Annotated in this window: 15 protein-coding genes; 7 read left to right on the forward strand and 8 right to left on the reverse strand. The window is 74.5% G+C overall.

The annotated features are described in order from the left end of the window. Positions 1–189: 189 nt before the first annotated feature. Positions 190–2778 (forward strand): helicase-associated domain-containing protein, encoded by a 2589-nt coding sequence (locus ACH4K4_RS34475; protein ID WP_398173045.1) that lies wholly within the window; start codon positions 190–192, stop codon positions 2776–2778. Between the two features lie 42 nt (positions 2779–2820). Here the strand turns inward: ACH4K4_RS34475 and ACH4K4_RS34480 are convergent, their stop codons facing one another. Continuing rightward, positions 2821–3045 (reverse strand): hypothetical protein, encoded by a 225-nt coding sequence (locus tag ACH4K4_RS34480; protein ID WP_398173047.1) that lies wholly within the window; start codon positions 3043–3045, stop codon positions 2821–2823. Positions 3046–3123: 78 nt separating this feature from the next. On the opposite strand from ACH4K4_RS34480, the gene ACH4K4_RS34485 reads away from it, so the two are divergent. After that, positions 3124–4116, forward strand: a complete 993-nt coding sequence (locus tag ACH4K4_RS34485) for a hypothetical protein (RefSeq protein WP_398173049.1) — start codon at positions 3124–3126, stop codon at positions 4114–4116. A gap of 172 nt (positions 4117–4288) precedes the next feature. Next, positions 4289–5932, forward strand: a complete 1644-nt coding sequence (locus ACH4K4_RS34490) for a DNA repair helicase XPB (protein ID WP_398173051.1) — start codon at positions 4289–4291, stop codon at positions 5930–5932. A 46-nt stretch (positions 5933–5978) separates the two neighbouring features. On the opposite strand, the gene ACH4K4_RS34495 is transcribed toward ACH4K4_RS34490, so the two are convergent. Together ACH4K4_RS34495 and ACH4K4_RS34500 are read right to left on the reverse strand one after the other, a co-directional pair. Beyond that, positions 5979–7313, reverse strand: a complete 1335-nt coding sequence (locus ACH4K4_RS34495) for a glycosyltransferase 87 family protein (RefSeq protein WP_398173053.1) — start codon at positions 7311–7313, stop codon at positions 5979–5981. A 196-nt stretch (positions 7314–7509) separates the two neighbouring features. Then, positions 7510–7701, reverse strand: a complete 192-nt coding sequence (locus ACH4K4_RS34500; protein WP_398173055.1) for a hypothetical protein — start codon at positions 7699–7701, stop codon at positions 7510–7512. Between the two features lie 329 nt (positions 7702–8030). Between ACH4K4_RS34500 and ACH4K4_RS34505 the strand changes: the two genes are divergently transcribed. Beyond that, the gene (locus tag ACH4K4_RS34505; RefSeq protein ID WP_398173057.1) at positions 8031–10142 is read left to right on the forward strand and encodes a HelD family protein; all 2112 of its coding nucleotides are present in this window, start codon (positions 8031–8033) and stop codon (positions 10140–10142) included. A gap of 27 nt (positions 10143–10169) precedes the next feature. On the opposite strand, the gene ACH4K4_RS34510 is transcribed toward ACH4K4_RS34505, so the two are convergent. Continuing rightward, positions 10170–10874, reverse strand: a complete 705-nt coding sequence (locus tag ACH4K4_RS34510; protein WP_398173059.1) for a copper homeostasis protein CutC — start codon at positions 10872–10874, stop codon at positions 10170–10172. A 276-nt stretch (positions 10875–11150) separates the two neighbouring features. On the opposite strand from ACH4K4_RS34510, the gene ACH4K4_RS34515 reads away from it, so the two are divergent. Then, on the forward strand, positions 11151–11882 hold the full coding sequence (locus tag ACH4K4_RS34515; protein ID WP_398173061.1) for a hypothetical protein: 732 nt from the start codon (positions 11151–11153) through the stop codon (positions 11880–11882). On the opposite strand, the gene ACH4K4_RS34520 is transcribed toward ACH4K4_RS34515, so the two are convergent. After that, positions 11869–12675, reverse strand: a complete 807-nt coding sequence (locus ACH4K4_RS34520; RefSeq protein WP_398173063.1) for a cytochrome c oxidase assembly protein — start codon at positions 12673–12675, stop codon at positions 11869–11871. The genes ACH4K4_RS34515 and ACH4K4_RS34520 overlap by 14 nt on opposite strands. Then, a complete protein-coding gene (locus tag ACH4K4_RS34525; protein ID WP_398173065.1) occupies positions 12672–13142 on the reverse strand; it encodes a DUF2243 domain-containing protein in 471 nt (156 codons plus the stop codon). The genes ACH4K4_RS34520 and ACH4K4_RS34525 overlap by 4 nt, the downstream gene beginning before the upstream one ends. A gap of 198 nt (positions 13143–13340) precedes the next feature. Here ACH4K4_RS34525 and ACH4K4_RS34530 point away from each other — a divergent pair, with 198 nt between their 5' ends. Further along, entirely contained in the window at positions 13341–14564 is a 1224-nt protein-coding gene (locus ACH4K4_RS34530; RefSeq protein ID WP_398173067.1) for a Cmx/CmrA family chloramphenicol efflux MFS transporter, read from the forward strand. 82 nt (positions 14565–14646) lie between these two features. On the opposite strand, the gene ACH4K4_RS34535 is transcribed toward ACH4K4_RS34530, so the two are convergent. Then, positions 14647–14919 carry a DUF4031 domain-containing protein gene (locus ACH4K4_RS34535; protein ID WP_398173069.1) on the reverse strand — a complete coding sequence of 91 codons (273 nt, stop codon included), beginning with the start codon at positions 14917–14919 and terminating at the stop codon, positions 14647–14649. A 1-nt stretch (position 14920) separates the two neighbouring features. Further along, entirely contained in the window at positions 14921–15283 is a 363-nt protein-coding gene (locus ACH4K4_RS34540; RefSeq protein WP_398173071.1) for a hypothetical protein, read from the reverse strand. Positions 15284–15406: 123 nt separating this feature from the next. Here ACH4K4_RS34540 and ACH4K4_RS34545 point away from each other — a divergent pair, with 123 nt between their 5' ends. Continuing rightward, entirely contained in the window at positions 15407–16354 is a 948-nt protein-coding gene (locus ACH4K4_RS34545) for a MurR/RpiR family transcriptional regulator (RefSeq protein WP_398173073.1), read from the forward strand. Positions 16355–16399 lie beyond the last annotated feature (45 nt).

Consider the following 16399-nt stretch of genomic DNA (forward strand, 5'->3'; position numbering starts at 1 on the left):
GTGGCACAGCCCGGTTCCTCCCGAGACGGTACCCCCGATCGCCCCTCCCACGGGGGCGACGGCGCCGACCGGACGGGGCCGGGTACGCGCCCCCGCCGCCGATGCGGTCCCGCACCGCCCCGGTTCCGGGTGCCGGACCGCACGGCGCTGCACCCGACAACGTCACATGCCCCCGCTACCGTGTAGCGGATGAGTGAAACACCCCGCACGCTCGCCGAAGAGCTCCGCACCCGCCCCGACAGCGGGCTCGCCGACCTGCTGCGGGCCCGCCCCGATCTCCTCAACCCGGTCCCCGGCGACCTGACCCAGCTCGCCACCCGGGCCGGCACCCGCGCCTCGGTGGTCCGGGCCGTGGAGCGCCTGGACCGGTTCGCGCTGCAGACCGCCGAGGCGCTGGCGGTCGCGCCCGACCCGTGCCCGTACGAGACGCTGCTCGGCCTGATGGCGGGCGACACGGAGACGGACGGGACGGACGGGACGGACGGCCCCGCCGTCTCTCCCTACCCCACCGCCTCCGCCATCGCCGCCGAACTTCCCCGCGCCCTGCGGACGCTGCGCGAGCAGGCGCTGGTCTGGGGCGGCGACGACCGGCTGCGCCTGGTCCGCACGGCGCGCGAACTGCTCGCGCCCGGCCCCGCGCACCCCTCCCCCACCGGCCTCGGGCCGACCGTCGCGGAAGCCACGTCCGGCATGTCGCCGGGCCGCCTCCAGGACATCCTGGCCGCCGCCGGACTGCCCGCGACCCACGACCCGGTGACCGCCGTCGCCGCGCTGACCGGCCTGTTCGAGGACCGTACGCGCATGGCCGAGCTGCTCGGAGCCGCGCCCGCCGAGGCGCGCGCCGTCCTGGACCGGCTGGTCTGGGGGCCGCCGTACGGCGCCGTCACCGACCGGCCCGCCGCCCACCTGCAATGGCTGCTGGACCGCGGACTGCTGCTGCCCGCCGGGCCGCGTAACGTCGTCCTGCCCCGCGAGGCGGCGCTGCACCTGCGCGCGGGGCGCGCGCACCGTGTCCCCGAGCCGCTGCCGCCCGCCCTCGCGCCCGAAACCGCACGCGATCCACACCTTGTGGACAACGCCGCCGCGAGCCAGGCGTTCACCGCGCTGGCCACCGTCGAGGAACTGCTCAAGGAGTGGGACCTCGGCGGTCCGGGCGTACTGCGCGCCGGCGGCCTGTCGGTCCGCGACCTCAAGCGGACCGCCACCGCCCTGGACAGCACCGAACAGCTCGCCGCGTTCTGGCTGGAACTCGCCTACGGAGCGGGGCTGCTGGCCTCCGACGGCGAGGCCGACGAGCGGTACGCGCCCACCCCCGCCGCGGAGGACTGGCGCCGGCTGCCGGCCGAGGAGCGCTGGGCGCGGCTGGCCGCGTCCTGGCTCGCGGCGACCCGTACGGCCGGACTGGTCGGCACCCCCGACCCGAAAGGCCGCACCCTGTCCGCGCTCGGCCCCAACCTGGACCGGTCCGCGGCGCCCGAGGTACGGCGCCGGACGCTCACCCTGCTCGCCTCCCTCGCGCCCGGCACGTCCGTACCGGCCGAAGCCGTACTGGACCGCCTGCGCTGGGAACACCCACTGCGCGGCGCGGCCCGGACAACGGCGGACCCCGCCGCCAACAGCGGCGCCAAAACGCCCGCCCGCCGACCGGATCCGGCCACCGCCGCCGACGCCGACGCCGCCCGCAACGCGGGCCCGGCCGGCGCCGACGACCTGCGCACACGCATCGCCCGCTGGACGCTCGCCGAGGCCGAACTCCTCGGCGTCACCGGCCGCGGCGCCCTCGCGTCCCACGCCCGCGCCCTCCTGGAAACCGCCCCGGGCACCGACCCCGCGACGCACGCCGCCGCCCTCCTCGTCCCCCTCCTCCCCGAACCCCTCGACCACGTCCTCCTCCAGGCCGACCTGACCGCCGTCGCGCCCGGCCCCCTGGAACGCCCGCTCGCCGACGCGCTCGGCGTGCTCGCCGACGTCGAGTCCAAGGGCGGCGCCACCGTCTACCGCTTCACGCCCGGCTCCGTACGGCGCGCCCTGGACGCCGGCCGGTCGGCAGCCGAGCTGCAGACCTTCCTCACCCAGCACTCCCGCACGCCGGTCCCGCAGCCGCTCGCCTACCTCATCGACGACGTGGCGCGGCGCCACGGCCGGCTCCGCGTCGGCGCGGCCTCCGCGTACGTACGCTGCGACGACGACGCCCTGCTCGCCGAGATCCTCGCCGACCGCCGCGCCGTCGCCCTGCGCCTGCGCCGGCTCGCACCGACCGTACTGGCCTCCGCCGCCCCGCCCGACCAGCTCCTGGACGGCCTTCGCGCGATGGGCTACGCCCCGGCCGCCGAGTCCGCCGCCGGCGACGTCCTGATCGCCCGCCCCGACGCCTACCGCACCCCGCCGCGCACCGCGCCCTCCCCGGTCCCCGACGGCCCGCCCGCACCCGACGCCGCCCTCCTCGAAGCGGCGGTCCGCGCCATCCGCGCCGGCGACCTGGCGGCAACCGCCGAACGCAAGCCGGCCGGCACCCCCGCCACCCCGGCCCCCGGCGGCCTCCCGCGCACCACCTCCGCCGAAACCCTCGCCACCATGCAGGCCGCCGTCCTGACGAACGCCACCCTCTGGATCGGCTACGTCAACGCCGACGGCGCCGCCAGCCAGCGCGTCATCGCCCCGGTCCGCGTCGAAGGCGGCTTCGTCACCGCCTACGACCACACCGCCGACGAGGTCCGCACCTTCCCCCTCCACCGCATCACCGGCGTAGCCGAACTGGCGGACGAAACGGCTTCGTGAGGGGCCGGTGAGCGGCAGCGCGCCTCGGCCGCCCCTGGACCGTCACCGCCGCTGCCGCACCAGAGCCCCCGGGTCCACCTCGACCGGAAACGGCTTCTCGATCAGCGTCGTACGCCCGGCCTCGGCCGGCGCTCCTGCTGCCCCGATGGCGTCGTCGAGAAGGCGGCGCAAACGCGACAGCGCATCAGTGTGGCCCCCGCCACTGACATCGCGCCGCTCGTCGGGCAGGCCCTCCAAATCGGATGTCGCCGCCCCAATTGCCGACATACCATGATCACCGCTCAGGAGGGCCGCACGGCCCCTTGGCGCCTGCTTCCGTACCTCGACACCAGGTGGTCACCTCACGTGAAGTCACATCGCATCGCAGTTGCCGTCGCCGCGGCCGCGATAGCCCCGGCCCTTCTTCTGTCGGCTCCGGCCGTGGCGGCCGGGAAGCCGGCGGCCGCGGCCGGTTCGCAGACCGGCGTTGCCGCGGAAACCGGGCGTGCCGCCCTCTCCGCCAAGGGCCCCGGGAACGTCACCGCGGGTGCCTGGACGGAGCTGCAGCTGACCGTCGACAACCGCGCGGGCAGGACCATGGAGGACTTTTACGCGGGTCTCGACACCTTTGTGGTGGCCGACGACTTCAAGGGTGGCGATTCCGAGCTCGAATACCGGGCCAAGGACGGTTCCTGGCAGCAGCCCTTCGCCTTCGGCGGCAACTCCTACTCGATCGACTGGGGCCGGGTGGAGAAGGGCGCCGTGTTCACCATCGACGTGCGCGTACGGTACGCGTCGCATGTCGCCGGCCACGGCGTCATCAACGCCTCGGTGGGTTCGCGCGCCCACACCGGGTGGGGCGGCAACACCTTCCTGAGCTTCGACGTCCAGCCCGCCGACGGGGTCCGGGTTCCCCTGGACAAGGCGACGGACCACAGCGCCCGGGTGGCGTTCACGGGGATGCCCCCCGAGTCCGGGATCCGGGCGGGTGGCGGCTGGCGGCAGTTCCAGCTCGTCATGGACAACCGCCGGGGCGAAGCGGACATCGCGAACTTCAAGCTCCTGATGACCGTGGGTCTCGCGGGCCGGATGCAGCCCGGCCAGGCCCTGGTCGATTACCGCACCTCCCCCGGCGCCCCGTGGCAGCCGTGGAAGGTCACCCGCAACGCGCAGATGGGCACCTTCGGCTCCCTGAGCCCGACGAAGCTCGCCAAGGGTGAGCTGCGGACCATGGACGTCCGGCTGCGGATCGCCCACGGCGCCCCCACGGGCAAGGCAGTGGTGAGCGTATGGGGCGGTCCCGAGAAGAAGCCCCAGGCGCGGTCGACGACGCGCGTGCTCGACGTCACCGCCGGCTGAGCGGGCGGGGCCGGGGCCGGTGCCCGCATCCGATGGCGCAGGGTGCTCGTTCCCGGCGCCGCCCCGGTCCTTGCCGCCGATGCGGCACACTGGACGTTTGGCCGTACGGACGGCCGGGTGCCGTGGTCGGGCAGGGGACGGCCGGGTGCAGGTGACGCGAAAGGCGAGGCGCGTGAACGGACCTCTCATCGTCCAGAGCGACAAGACGCTGCTGCTGGAAGTCGAGCACGAGCAGGCGGAGGCGTGCCGGCGGGCCATCGCGCCGTTCGCGGAGCTGGAGCGGGCGCCCGAGCACATCCACACCTACCGGGTGACGCCGCTGGGGCTGTGGAACGCGCGCGCGGCCGGGCACGACGCCGAGCAGGTCGTGGACGCGCTGGTCGGCTTCTCGCGGTATCCCGTACCGCACGCGCTGCTGGTGGACATCGCGGAGACCATGTCGCGGTACGGGCGGCTGACCCTGACCAAGCACCCGGCGCACGGGCTGGTGCTCACCACCACCGACCGGCCGGTGCTGGAGGAGATCCTGCGGTCGAAGAAGGTGCAGCCGCTGGTGGGGGCGCGGCTGGACCCGGACACGGTGGTGGTGCATCCGTCCGAGCGCGGGCAGATCAAGCAGACGCTGCTCAAGCTGGGCTGGCCGGCCGAGGACCTGGCCGGGTACGTGGACGGCGAGGCGCACGCGATCGAGCTGGACGAGGACGGCTGGTCGCTGCGGCCGTACCAGCAGCAGGCCGTGGAGGGGTTCTGGCACGGCGGGTCGGGGGTGGTCGTACTGCCCTGTGGCGCGGGGAAGACGCTGGTGGGGGCCGGTGCGATGGCGCAGGCCAAGGCGACCACGCTGATTCTGGTGACGAACACCGTCTCGGCGCGGCAGTGGAAGCACGAGCTGGTGAAGCGGACCTCGCTGACCGAGGACGAGATCGGCGAGTACAGCGGTACGAAGAAGGAGATCCGGCCGGTCACGATCGCCACGTACCAGGTGCTGACGACGAAGCGGAAGGGCGTCTACCCGCACCTGGAGCTGTTCGACTCGCGTGACTGGGGCCTGGTCGTCTACGACGAGGTGCACCTGCTGCCCGCGCCGGTCTTCAAGTTCACGGCCGATCTCCAGGCCCGGCGGCGGCTGGGACTGACGGCGACGCTGGTGCGGGAGGACGGGCGCGAGTCGGACGTCTTCTCGCTGATCGGGCCGAAGCGCTTCGACGCGCCGTGGAAGGAGATCGAGGCGCAGGGGTACATCGCGCCGGCGGACTGTGTCGAGGTGCGGGTCAACCTGACCGAGTCGGAGCGGCTGGCGTACGCGACGGCCGAGGCGGAGGAGAAGTACCGCTTCTGCGCGACGACGGCCAGCAAGCAGAACGTGACCGAGGCGCTGGTGCGGCGGCACCAGGGCGAGCAGACCCTGGTCATCGGGCAGTACATCGACCAGCTCGACGAGCTGGGCGAGCACCTGGACGCGCCGGTGATCAAGGGCGAGACGTCCAACGCGCAGCGCGAGAAGCTCTTCGACGCGTTCCGGCAGGGGGAGATCTCGGTGCTGGTCGTCTCGAAGGTCGCGAACTTCTCGATCGACCTGCCGGAGGCGACGGTCGCGATCCAGGTGTCGGGCACCTTCGGGTCCCGGCAGGAGGAGGCGCAGCGGCTGGGGCGCGTGCTGCGCCCGAAGGCGGACGGGCACGAGGCGCGCTTCTACTCGGTCGTCGCGCGCGACACCATCGACCAGGATTTCGCGGCGCACCGCCAGCGCTTCCTGGCCGAGCAGGGGTACGCGTACCGGATCGTGGACGCGACGGAGTTGCTGGCGGAGGGCTGAGAGCCGAGCGGACGGACGCCGCGCCGCCGCAGGGCCGAGGCGGCCGTCAGCGGTCGGCGCGGGCGCTCAGTTCGCGGTCCGGGCGGCCGGAGCGGGGCAGCGGGAGGGGGCGGCGGGCCAGGAGGGACGGCGGGGCCGCGGGGCGGCCGCGGCTCCACCAGGCCACCGCCGCCAGCAGCGCGAGCCCGAGGACCGGGTACGGCGCCGCGAGCGGCTGCTGCCACCAGGAGTACCGCAGGTCCAGGTCGCCCTGGTGCGGCAGGACCCACATCGTGCGGGCCGTGAAGGCGGCGGCCGCCACCGCGAGCAGGGCGCGGCGCCACCGTACGCCCCGGGTGTGCGCCCCCAGCGCGACCAGCAGCGGCACGCACCACACCCAGTGGTGGGACCAGCTGATCGGCGAGACGAGCAGGGCCGTGACGGCGGTGCACAGCACGCCCCAGGAGTCCAGGCCGCGCCGCAGGTACACCCGGCGGGCGACGAGCAGGCCGGCCATGCCGGTCAGCAGCGCCGCGCCCGCCCACACCAGGCCCGGTGCCTCCGTGTGCAGGACGCGGGCCATCAGGCCCTGGAGGGACTGGTTGTCGACGATCCACGCCTTGCCGACCCGGCCGGTCTCGAACATCCGCCGCGTCCAGAACTCCACACTCGCGTCCGGCAGGACCAGCGCCCCGAGCAGCACGGAGCACACGAAGCCGGCCAGGGCGGTGAAGGCGGCCCGTACCCGGCCGGTGATCAGCAGATAGACGGCGAACACCGCCGGGGTGAGCTTGACGCCGGTCGCGATGCCGACGGCGAATCCCTTCAGCCGGGCGCCGTCCGGACGGCTCAGGTCCCATAGGACCAGGCAGGTCAGGGCGAGGTTGATCTGGCCGAAGACCAACGTCTGGAAGAGCGGTTCGAGCCAGATGGCGAAGGCGGTGGCGGCGATCACGACGGGCACGGTCCGCGCGCGCCGGAGCCGGGACGCGCCGCGGGACGCACCGGTCCCGGTGGCGTAGGCGGCCTTGTACGAGAGGTGCAGCAGCACCGGGACGAGGGCGACGTTGACCAGGACGGAGGCGACCTTGAGGGCGCCCAGCGGCAGCCAGGTCGTCGGGACGAACAGCAGGGCGGCGAAGGGCGGGTAGGTCGCGGGCAGGTTCCACTCGGTGACGGTGAAGCCGTACAGGTCACCGCCGGCCGCCGCGGCCTCGCCTTCGGCGCGGTAGACCACTATGTCCGACATGGACAGGCTCACCAGCCGGAACACGGCGGCCAGCCCGGCCAGGGACACCACGAGCAGTACCGCCGCGGCGACTGTCTTCTTGTCCGGGTTCGTGAGATGCCGCGTCCACGGCCGTCTGTGCGGTAGCGACCGCGTCCCCTCGGCGGCAGACACTTGTTGGCCCCTCCTCGTCGCCGAACGCACGCTGTCTGCGGCGACGCTAGTCGATCGGGACCGACTGTTTGTAACGGTTTCCGGTCATCCGGATGCTGGTTGCGTATCAGTCGGGGTGGGAGAGGGCCTACGGCCGGGGTTCTCCGCGTCCCGGTGCCTCCCGGAGCGCTCGGAGCCGGCCTCGGTCGAGCCGGGCTCAGTCCTCCGCGTACTCCCCGAGGAGGACGACGCTGACCGCGGCGGCCGCGAAGACCTTGACCGCGCGGAAGACGTTGCCGACCACGTGGCGCTGCTCGTGGGAGTGCGGCGCGCGGGCGGCGTCGGAGCCGAGGGCGGTGGCGCCGTGGACCGGGTGCAGGGTGCCTGGGGTGATGGTTGCGCTGCTCATGTCTCCATGATGGTTTTCGCGGCGGCCCCGCACATCGGCCCACGGGCCCATCCCTGACCGGCCTGCGGTCACCCGCTGGGCCCATGCCGTCCCCTACGGGAGATGTACGAGCCGGGCCGAAGACCCGGGGCCGTCCCACCGTGGAAATCCGTTGGCGCCGCCGGATGCCTGCTGGCTACAATCGCCGGTCTGCCCGCCTCCCTCAGCGGAGTGCCGCCGGCCGCACGGAAACCGGCCGGCTTCTCGCTTCACGCATCTGAACGCATCTGAAGACGCCTACGAGTACGCCGTCACGTACGTACGTAGCCGGATCCGCCGGAGGCAACACCGTGCCCTCGCACGCCCAAGACCAAGCTCCTGCCCAACCCCCTGCCCAGGCCCGGGCCCACGACCAGCAGGACCCCCTGGAGCGCGAACGCGCCCACCTCGCCGCCTCCCGTGCGGCGCTGCGCGCCATGCGCCAGGACGCCGAGGCGCTCAACATCGCGGACGTCACCGCGAACTGGGTCAACGCCGAGGTCCTCCAGGGCGAGGTCGACGCCCGCATCAAGGCGCTGGCCGACCTGGCCCACACTCCCCTCTTCTTCGGCCGCCTGGACTACCTCCACGCGCCGGGCGTGGACGCCGCCGAGGGCGCGGAGGGCGAGAACTTCTACATCGGCCGCCGGCACGTGCACGACGCCGACGGCGACCCCATGGTCATCGACTGGCGCGCGCCGGTCTCCCAGCCGTTCTACCGGGCCTCCAAGAAGGACCCGATGGACCTCAGGCTGCGCCGCAGGTTCGGCTATACGGGCGGGCGGCTGACCGCGTACGAGGACGAGAACCTGGCCGACCCGGCGGAGGCGGAGCAGCACAGCAAGCTGCTCCAGTCGGAGATCGAACGGCCGCGCGTGGGCCCGATGCGGGACATCGTCGCGACGATCCAGCCGGAGCAGGACGAGATCGTGCGCGCCGGGATCGCCGGCACGGTCTGCGTCCAGGGAGCGCCGGGCACCGGCAAGACGGCGGTGGGCCTGCACCGGGTCGCGTACCTGCTGTACGCGCACCGCGAGCGGCTCGCCCGCTCCGGCACGCTCGTCATCGGCCCGAACCGGTCGTTCCTGCACTACATCGAGCAGGTGCTGCCCGCGCTCGGCGAGCTGGAGGTCAAGCAGGCCACGGTCGACGACCTGGTCGCTCGCGTCGAGGTGCGGGGCACGGACGACGCGGCGGCGGCGACGGTCAAGGGCGACGCGCGGCTGGCCGAGGTGCTGCGGCGGGCGCTGCGGTCGCATGTGCGGATGCCGTCCGAGGCGTGTGTGGTGGTGCGCGGTTCGCGGCGCTGGCGGGTGCCCGCGTACGAGATCGAGGAGATCGTCGGGGAGTTGCTGAGCCGCGACATCCGGTACGGCGCGGCCCGGGAGGCCCTGCCGCAGCGGATCGCGCACGCGGTGCTCGTGCGGATGGAGCAGGCGGGGGAGGCTCCCGACGACCGGGTGCAGGACGCGGTGGCGCGCAACGCGGCGGTCAAGGCCGTGGTCAAGGAGGTCTGGCCGCCGGTCGACCCGGCCAAGCTGGTGCTGCGGCTGCTGGGCGACGCGGAGTTCCTGGCCGAGCAGGCAGCGGGCATCCTGACGCCGGAGGAGCAGAAGGCGATCCTGTGGGCGAAGCCGGCGCGCAGCGTGAAGAGCGCCAAGTGGTCGGCGGCGGACGCGGTGCTGATCGACGAGGCGGCGGACCTGGTCTCCCGTACGCACTCCCTGGGGCATGTGGTGCTGGACGAGGCGCAGGACCTGTCGCCGATGCAGTACCGGGCGGTGGGGCGCCGCTGCACGACCGGCTCGGCGACGATCCTGGGCGACATCGCGCAGGGCACCACGCCCTGGTCGACCGACACGTGGGAAGAGGCGCTGGCCCACCTGGGCAAGCCGGGCGCGCGGATCGAGGAGCTGACGCTGGGCTTCCGGGTGCCGCGCGAGGTGATCTCGTACGCCTCGCGGCTGCTGCCCGCGATCGCGCCCGAGCTGACCGAGGCCACCTCCATCCGCGACTCCGCGGGCGACTTCGCGGTACGGGCGGTGCCGGCGGCCGAGCTGGACGACGCGGTCGTCGCCGCCTGCCACGAGGCGCTGGCCAAGGAAGGATCGATCGGCCTGATCGCGGCCGAGGCGCGGCTGCCCGCCCTGCGCGCGGCCCTGGACGCGGCGGGCCTGGCCTGTCTCGACCCCGGCGAGGAGACCTCGGAGGCGGCCCGGCTGACCCTGGTTCCCGCCACCCTCGCCAAGGGCCTCGAATACGACTACGTGGTCCTCGACGAGCCCGCCGCGATCATCGGCGGGGAACCGGACGAGCGCACCGGCCTGCGCCGCCTGTACGTCTGCCTGACCCGCCCGGTCTCCGGCCTGGCGGTGGTCCACTCGGCCCCGCTGCCGGACCGGCTCGACCGGGCCGCCGGGTAGCCCGGCGGCCCGGTTCCGCACGGGTTCCTAGACCGGCACCCCTTCGAGCGCCCCGCGCCACGCCGCCACGGCCTCCGCGTCCACCGGCGCTTCCCAGCCGGACGGGCGCGCCGCCCCGCCGATGTGGAAGGCGTCCACGCCGGCCTCCTGGAGGGTCGACAGGTGCGCGAGCACCAGCCCGCCGCCGACCAGGAGGCGCGGCTCGTAGCCGGGCTCGGCGTCGGCCGTGCGGGCCCGCTCGGCGAGCAGTGTCGGCAGGCCGTCGCCGACACCGGCGGGCGAGCCGGCCGTCAGGTAGGTGTCCAGGCCGGGCAGCCCGGCCAGTTCCTTGCGCAGCGCGTCGCGGTCGGCGGCCCGGTCGATGGCCCGGTGGAACGTCCACCGGCAGCCGTCGACCGCCTCCGCCAGCGCCCGTACGGCCGCCAGGTCCGCCCGCCCGTCCGCGCCGAGGAAGCCGAACACGAACTCGTCGGCGCCCTCGGCCCGCAGTGCGGCGGCCGCCGCGCACAGCGCGTCCACCTCGCCGGCGGCGAACCCGTCGGCGGCCCGCAGCATCACCCGCAGCGGGATGTCCACGGCCGCCCGTACCGCGGCGAAGGTCCGCGGCGACGGGGTGAGGCCGTCGGCGGCCATGTCGCTGACGAGTTCGAGGCGGTCGGCCCCTCCGGCCTGGGCGGCCACCGCGTCGGCGGCGTCGAGCGCGATCACCTCCAGGAGTGCGCGCTTGGTCATGGGACCCCATTCCTTCGACGTGACGACAGAGCAGGACGAGACGGGAAGCCGGCGCGGACAGCGGGAGCAGCGACAGGTCTAGTCCAATATCCAGAGTACGGGCCGACCCGCCCGCGGGAACCGCAACGCCCCGGTACTCGACCGGAAACCCCCTCTTGACCCGCCGCCGCGGTCTGCCGCCGCACCACCGCCCGCCCGGCCGGGCAGCACCGCCGGACGGCCGCCTACGCCAGGAGTCGCCCCCCGGGAGACGCCCGCGCAGGCACAATGGCCCGTATGGCTCGCACGACACCTCCGTCAGGAACGGCGCACACCCACTTCGGTGGCGGTGCCGACCCGTTCCCTGACCTGCACCACCGCTGGGCCGCCGCCGTCGCCGGCGCCCGCGGCGGTGGCGGCCCGGCGGACCCCGACCCGGCTCCGTACGCGGACAACCTGCTCGCCCGCTGGGCCGAGCCGCAGCGCCGCTACCACACCACCGACCACCTCATCGCCGTGCTGGACCGCGTCGACGAGCTGGCCGTGCACGTCGCGGACCGGGACGCCGGGGTGCCGGTGGACTGGGACGCGGTACGCCTCGCCGCCTGGTTCCACGACGCCGTCTACCGGCCCGAGCGCTCCGAGAACGAGGAGCGCAGCGCGGCCCTCGCCGAGCGCGCGCTGCCCGAGCTGGGCATCGGCGAGGCCTGCACGGCCGAGGTCGCCCGCCTGGTGCGCCTCACCGCGAGCCACGACCCGGCGCCGGACGACCACAACGGCGCGGCCCTGTGCGACGCGGACCTGGCGGTCCTGGCGGGCTCGCCCGAGCAGTACGCGGCCTACGCCGCCGCCGTCCGCGAGGAGTACGTGTTCGTCCCCGACCGGGACTTCCGCGCCGGGCGCGCCGGTGTGCTGCGGCAGCTCCTGGACATGGAGAGCCTGTTCCGTACCTCGTACGGCAAGGCGCAGTGGGAACGCGTGGCGCGCCGCAACCTCACCACCGAGCTGGAACTGCTCACCACCGGGTAGCGGCGGCCGGGGCCCCCGTTCCGCGGCGCTCGCGCCGCAGGACGCGCCCCTCGGCCCGGTACCACCGGCACGCCACGACGACCGCCAGGGCCAGTTCCACGGCGTCGCCCCCGTAGTACATGACCTGAGAGGCGAGCCGCAGGTCGGCCGCGCCGAAGGACGTGCCGGGCGGGCCCGTGGCGTACAGGGTCTTGGCGAGGACGGCGTGCGCCGCGCCCGCTGCCAGCAGTACGGCGGCCCGCAGGCCGGGCCCGGGGCGGTGGCGTACGGGGTCCAGGGCCGCCAGCCCGAAGGAGAACAGCACTCCGGCGATCAGCAGGTGCAGGTGGACCGCCGCGTCCAGCCAGGGACTGTGGTGGCTCGCGGACATCAGCGGGGTGCGGTACAGCAGCCAGAGCCCGCCGAAGTCGAGCAGGGCCGCGACCGGCGGCAGGACCGGCAGCGTCGCCCAGCGCGAGCGGGTCAGCGCCACCAGGCGGCGGCGCAGCGGTACCGGCGCGGTGCGCAGGGTCAGCGTCAGCGGGCGGCCGAGCACCAGCAGCAGCGGGGCCGCCATGCCCACGCACAGGTGCGTGAGCATGTGCGCGGTGAACGGCGGCGCGGCGCCCCAGGGCCCGGCGAGGCCCGCCACCAGGACCGCGCCGCCCGCGCAGAACACCGTGTCGCGCCCGTACGGCCAGGCGTCGCCGCGGGCGCGCAGCCGGGCCGCGGCGGCCAGGTAGGCGAGGCAGCCGAGGACGGTGGCGGTGGTGACGGCCGCGGTGAAGGGCGGCGGCAGGGCGGCAGCGGTCATCGGGCGCGGGACGCGGTCTGCCGCTCGGTGCCCGCCGCGCCGCGCGGCGCGCTCCGCCGCGCGCGGAGCAGGAGCAGCACGCCGGCCACCAGGAGCAGTACGGCGATCGCGCCCCACGTCCAGTCGTACGGGGCCAGGTCGACGCCGTAGCGGATCTGGTGGATGCGCAGGACCTTGTGCTGGAACGTTCCGTCGTAGAGCTGGAAGCCGCCCAGCCCCAGGCACAGGCCCGCCCACCACGCCATCGGGACGAGCGTTCCGCGCCGCCGCACGTCGGCGTACAGGACCAGGCCCGCCACCATCGCCAGCCAGCTGCCCGCGTGGAAGAGACCGTCGGAGACCAGGCCGGCGTCCGTGGTGGACTTGTCGTAGAAGTGGTGCCAGTGCAGGAGCTGGTGGAACACCGTCTCGTCGATGAACGCAGCCGTTCCGATCCCCGTCAGCACGCCACTGAGCGCCGACCGCATCCGGACCTCCTCGCCTCGTACGCCGGGCCGAGCCGCCGGGGTACCCCGGGCCCGCCGGGCGAAACGCGGCAGGGGTTCGGGCCGGCCACTGCCCGGGACCGGCCGGTGCCCTCTGCGTTTTGCACACCGCGCCCGGGAATGTCAGGTCCACCGGCACTGTTCGTGCCTGTCATGCAAGCCCCACCCGATCGCGCCCGTATGCCCATAGCCGTCTACGTCCTCGGACTCTCCGTCTTCGCCCTCGGCACCAGCGAATTCATGCTGTCGGGCATCCTCCAACCCCTCGCCCGGGACATGGGCGTCTCCATCCCCCAGGCCGGCCTCCTGGTCTCCGCCTTCGCGATCGGCATGGTGGTCGGCGCCCCGGTGCTCGCGGGGGCCACGCTCCAACTGCCGCGCCGTACGACACTGATCGCGCTGCTCGGCGTCTTCGGCCTCGGGCAGGTGGCCGGCGCGCTGGCGCCCACGTACGCCGTGCTGTTCGTCTCGCGTGTCGTCAGCGCGCTCGCCTGCGCCGGGTTCTGGGCGGTCGGCGCGGCCGTCGCGGTGTCCCTGGTGCCCGTCACGGCGCGCGCCAAGGCGATGGCCGTCATGGTCGGCGGACTGAGCGTCGCCAACATCGCGGGCGTGCCGGCCGGCGCGCTGCTCGGCCAGCACGCCGGCTGGCGGTCCGCCTTCTGGGCCGTGGCCGCGCTGTCGGCGATCGGCCTGGTCGGCGTGGTCGCGCTGGTGCCCAGGACGGCCGTGCCGACCGGTGACGAGCGCCCGGTGCTCCGCCGCGAACTGAGCATCTACCGGGACAAGCAGGTCTGGCTGGCACTGATCGGCACCGCCCTGAACGGCGCGGCGGTCTTCGCGCTGTTCTCCTACCTGGCGCCGCTGCTCACCGACACCGCGGGGCTGTCCGAGGGCAGCGTGCCGACCGTGCTCGCGCTCTTCGGCGTCGGCGCGCTGATCGGCACGTTCGTCGGCGGGCGCATCGCGGACGCGCACCCGTTCGGCACCATCCTCGGCGGCATCGGCGCCTCCGCCACCGTCCTGACCCTGCTGGCCCTGACCGCGCACAGCCCCGTCGCCGCCGTCACGCTCTCCCTGCTGCTCGGCGTCACCGCGTTCGCCACGGCGCCGGCCCTGAACGCCCGGATGTTCAACGTGGCGACCGCCGCGCCGACGCTGGCGGGCGCGACCACCACGTCCGCGTTCAACCTGGGCAACACCGTCGGGCCGTGGCTCGGCGGGCTCGTCATCAGCGCGGGCTGGGGCTACCCGGCCGTCGCCTGGACGGGCGCGGGGCTCGCGGCGCTGGGCGTCGGCACCACCGCCGTCGCCCTCAGGCTGCACCGTACGCGCAACGCCTCCCGCGTGGTCGCCTCCTCGGCCGACGCGAAGCGGGTGCCCGTCGAGGCGGCGGACCGGGGCTGAGAGCCCGAGCCGGGGCCGGTCCCGAGGGGCCGGCCCCGGCCTGCCGGCTGTCCTGGCATCACCGGCCTACCGGCCTACCGGCTCACCGGCCCGCCGGGCGCCTCTTCGGGCGGCGCAGGCCGGCCTCGGTGAGGCGGAGCACCAGCTCCTTGCTGCCGACCTCCACCGCTCCCGCGCGCACCGCGTCGGCGTACCGCTCCGCCGGAAGGTCGTAATGATCCCGGTCGAAGGCCCGGCGCGGGGCGCCTATCCGCTCGGCGAAGGCGTGCAGCTCCTCGAACGAGACATCGCTGACCAGGTGGGACCACATACGGCCGTGCCCGGGCCAGGTCGGCGGGTCGATGTAGAGCGCCACGTCAGCCCTTCCCGTTGACGCCCAGCGAACCGACCCTGGCCACCGACACCGCCGTCTTCGCACAGACCCAGTGCGGGTCGGGGCCCAACTCGGGCTCCACGTCGAGCGCGTGCGGGTCGCCGCCGTGTGTGCACACGGGGCACAGCGGCCAGCGGCCGTAGCGCTCCAGCAGCGCGTCCTGGACGTCCTGCGCTATCAGCCCGGCGACGAACTCCGCGCCCTGCGGCCACTGCTCGACCCACCATCGGCGGTGCGTCACGGAATCCTCGACCAGCGAGACGATCTCCGCGTCGGCGACCTCGCCCGCCACCAGGTCCGCGAGGACCAGGGCACGGGCCGCGTGCAGTGCCTGTTCGAGCTCCATGGCCCCATTCTCTCCCCCACCACCGACAACCGCCCCGGCTGCCCGCCCCGGCCCCGCGGACCCGTTGTCCACAGCCGCCCGCGGGGTATTGACGCGGCCCCCCGCTGAAATTATTTTTCAGCTGTGAGCCCTGACGTGAAGGAAACTTTCAAGGACTCCGGCGCCGCCGTACGGGCAGCCCCGGGCCCGCCCGCCCCCGCCGCCCTGGCCGCCAAGGTGCGCACCCTGGCACCCTCCATGACCCGGTCCATGCAGCGGGTCGCGGAGGCGGTCGCCGGCGACCCGGCCGGCTGCGCCGCGCTCACCGTCACCGGCCTCGCGGAGCGCACCGGCACCAGCGAGGCCACCGTCGTGCGCACCTCGCGCCTGCTCGGCTATCCGGGCTACCGCGACCTGCGCATCGCCCTGGCCGCCCTCGCCGCCCAGCAGGCCACCGGCCGCGCACCCGCCGTCACCGCCGACATAGCGGTCGACGACGCGCTCCCCGACGTGGTCGCCAAGCTGGCGCAGGAGGAGCAGCAGTGTCTGGCCGACACCGCGGCCGGGCTGGACCTGACGCAACTGGAGGCGGCGGTCGGCGCGCTGGCCGCGGCCCGCCGCATCGACGTGTACGGCATAGGGGCCTCCAACCTCGTCGGGCAGGACCTGGTCCAGAAGCTGCTGCGGATCGGCCTGATCGCGCACGCCCACTCCGACCCGCACCTCGCCGTGACGAACGCGGTCCAGATGCGCGCCGGCGACGTGGCCATCGCGATCACCCACTCCGGGCGCACCACCGACGTCATAGAGCCCCTGCGGGTGGCCTTCGACCACGGCGCGACGACCATCGCGATCACCGGACGCGCCGACGGCGGCATCGCGTCGTACGCCGACCACGTCCTCACCACCTCCACCGCCCGCGAGAGCGAGCTGCGCCCCGCCGCGATGTCCTCCCGCACGAGCCAGCTCCTCGTCGTGGACTGCCTGTTCGTGGGCGTCGCACAGCGCACGTACGAGACCGCGGCGCCCGCCCTGTCCGCCTCCTACGAAGCGCTCGCCCACCGCCACTCGCCCCGCACCCCCAACCGCTGACCCACCCCGCCCGCCGTCTCCGCCCCCGTACAGAGCCGTACGAGC

Origin of the sequence: Streptomyces sp. NPDC017529 (assembly GCF_044329785.1) — a bacterium.
Classification (GTDB): domain Bacteria; phylum Actinomycetota; class Actinomycetes; order Streptomycetales; family Streptomycetaceae; genus Streptomyces.

Excerpts from the sequence above, each read along its gene's own strand:
- ACH4K4_RS34475 (WP_398173045.1), top strand. The coding sequence starts at position 190 with ATGAGTGAAACACCCCGCACGCTCGCCGAAGAGCTCCGCACCCGCCCC.
- ACH4K4_RS34510 (WP_398173059.1), bottom strand. The coding sequence starts at position 10,874 with ATGACCAAGCGCGCACTCCTGGAGGTGATCGCGCTCGACGCCGCCGAC.
- ACH4K4_RS34530 (WP_398173067.1), top strand. The coding sequence starts at position 13,341 with ATGCCCATAGCCGTCTACGTCCTCGGACTCTCCGTCTTCGCCCTCGGC.
- ACH4K4_RS34480 (WP_398173047.1), bottom strand. The coding sequence starts at position 3,045 with ATGTCGGCAATTGGGGCGGCGACATCCGATTTGGAGGGCCTGCCCGAC.
- ACH4K4_RS34515 (WP_398173061.1), top strand. The coding sequence starts at position 11,151 with ATGGCTCGCACGACACCTCCGTCAGGAACGGCGCACACCCACTTCGGT.
- ACH4K4_RS34500 (WP_398173055.1), bottom strand. The coding sequence starts at position 7,701 with ATGAGCAGCGCAACCATCACCCCAGGCACCCTGCACCCGGTCCACGGC.
- ACH4K4_RS34525 (WP_398173065.1), bottom strand. The coding sequence starts at position 13,142 with ATGCGGTCGGCGCTCAGTGGCGTGCTGACGGGGATCGGAACGGCTGCG.
- ACH4K4_RS34540 (WP_398173071.1), bottom strand. The coding sequence starts at position 15,283 with ATGGAGCTCGAACAGGCACTGCACGCGGCCCGTGCCCTGGTCCTCGCG.
- ACH4K4_RS34520 (WP_398173063.1), bottom strand. The coding sequence starts at position 12,675 with ATGACCGCTGCCGCCCTGCCGCCGCCCTTCACCGCGGCCGTCACCACC.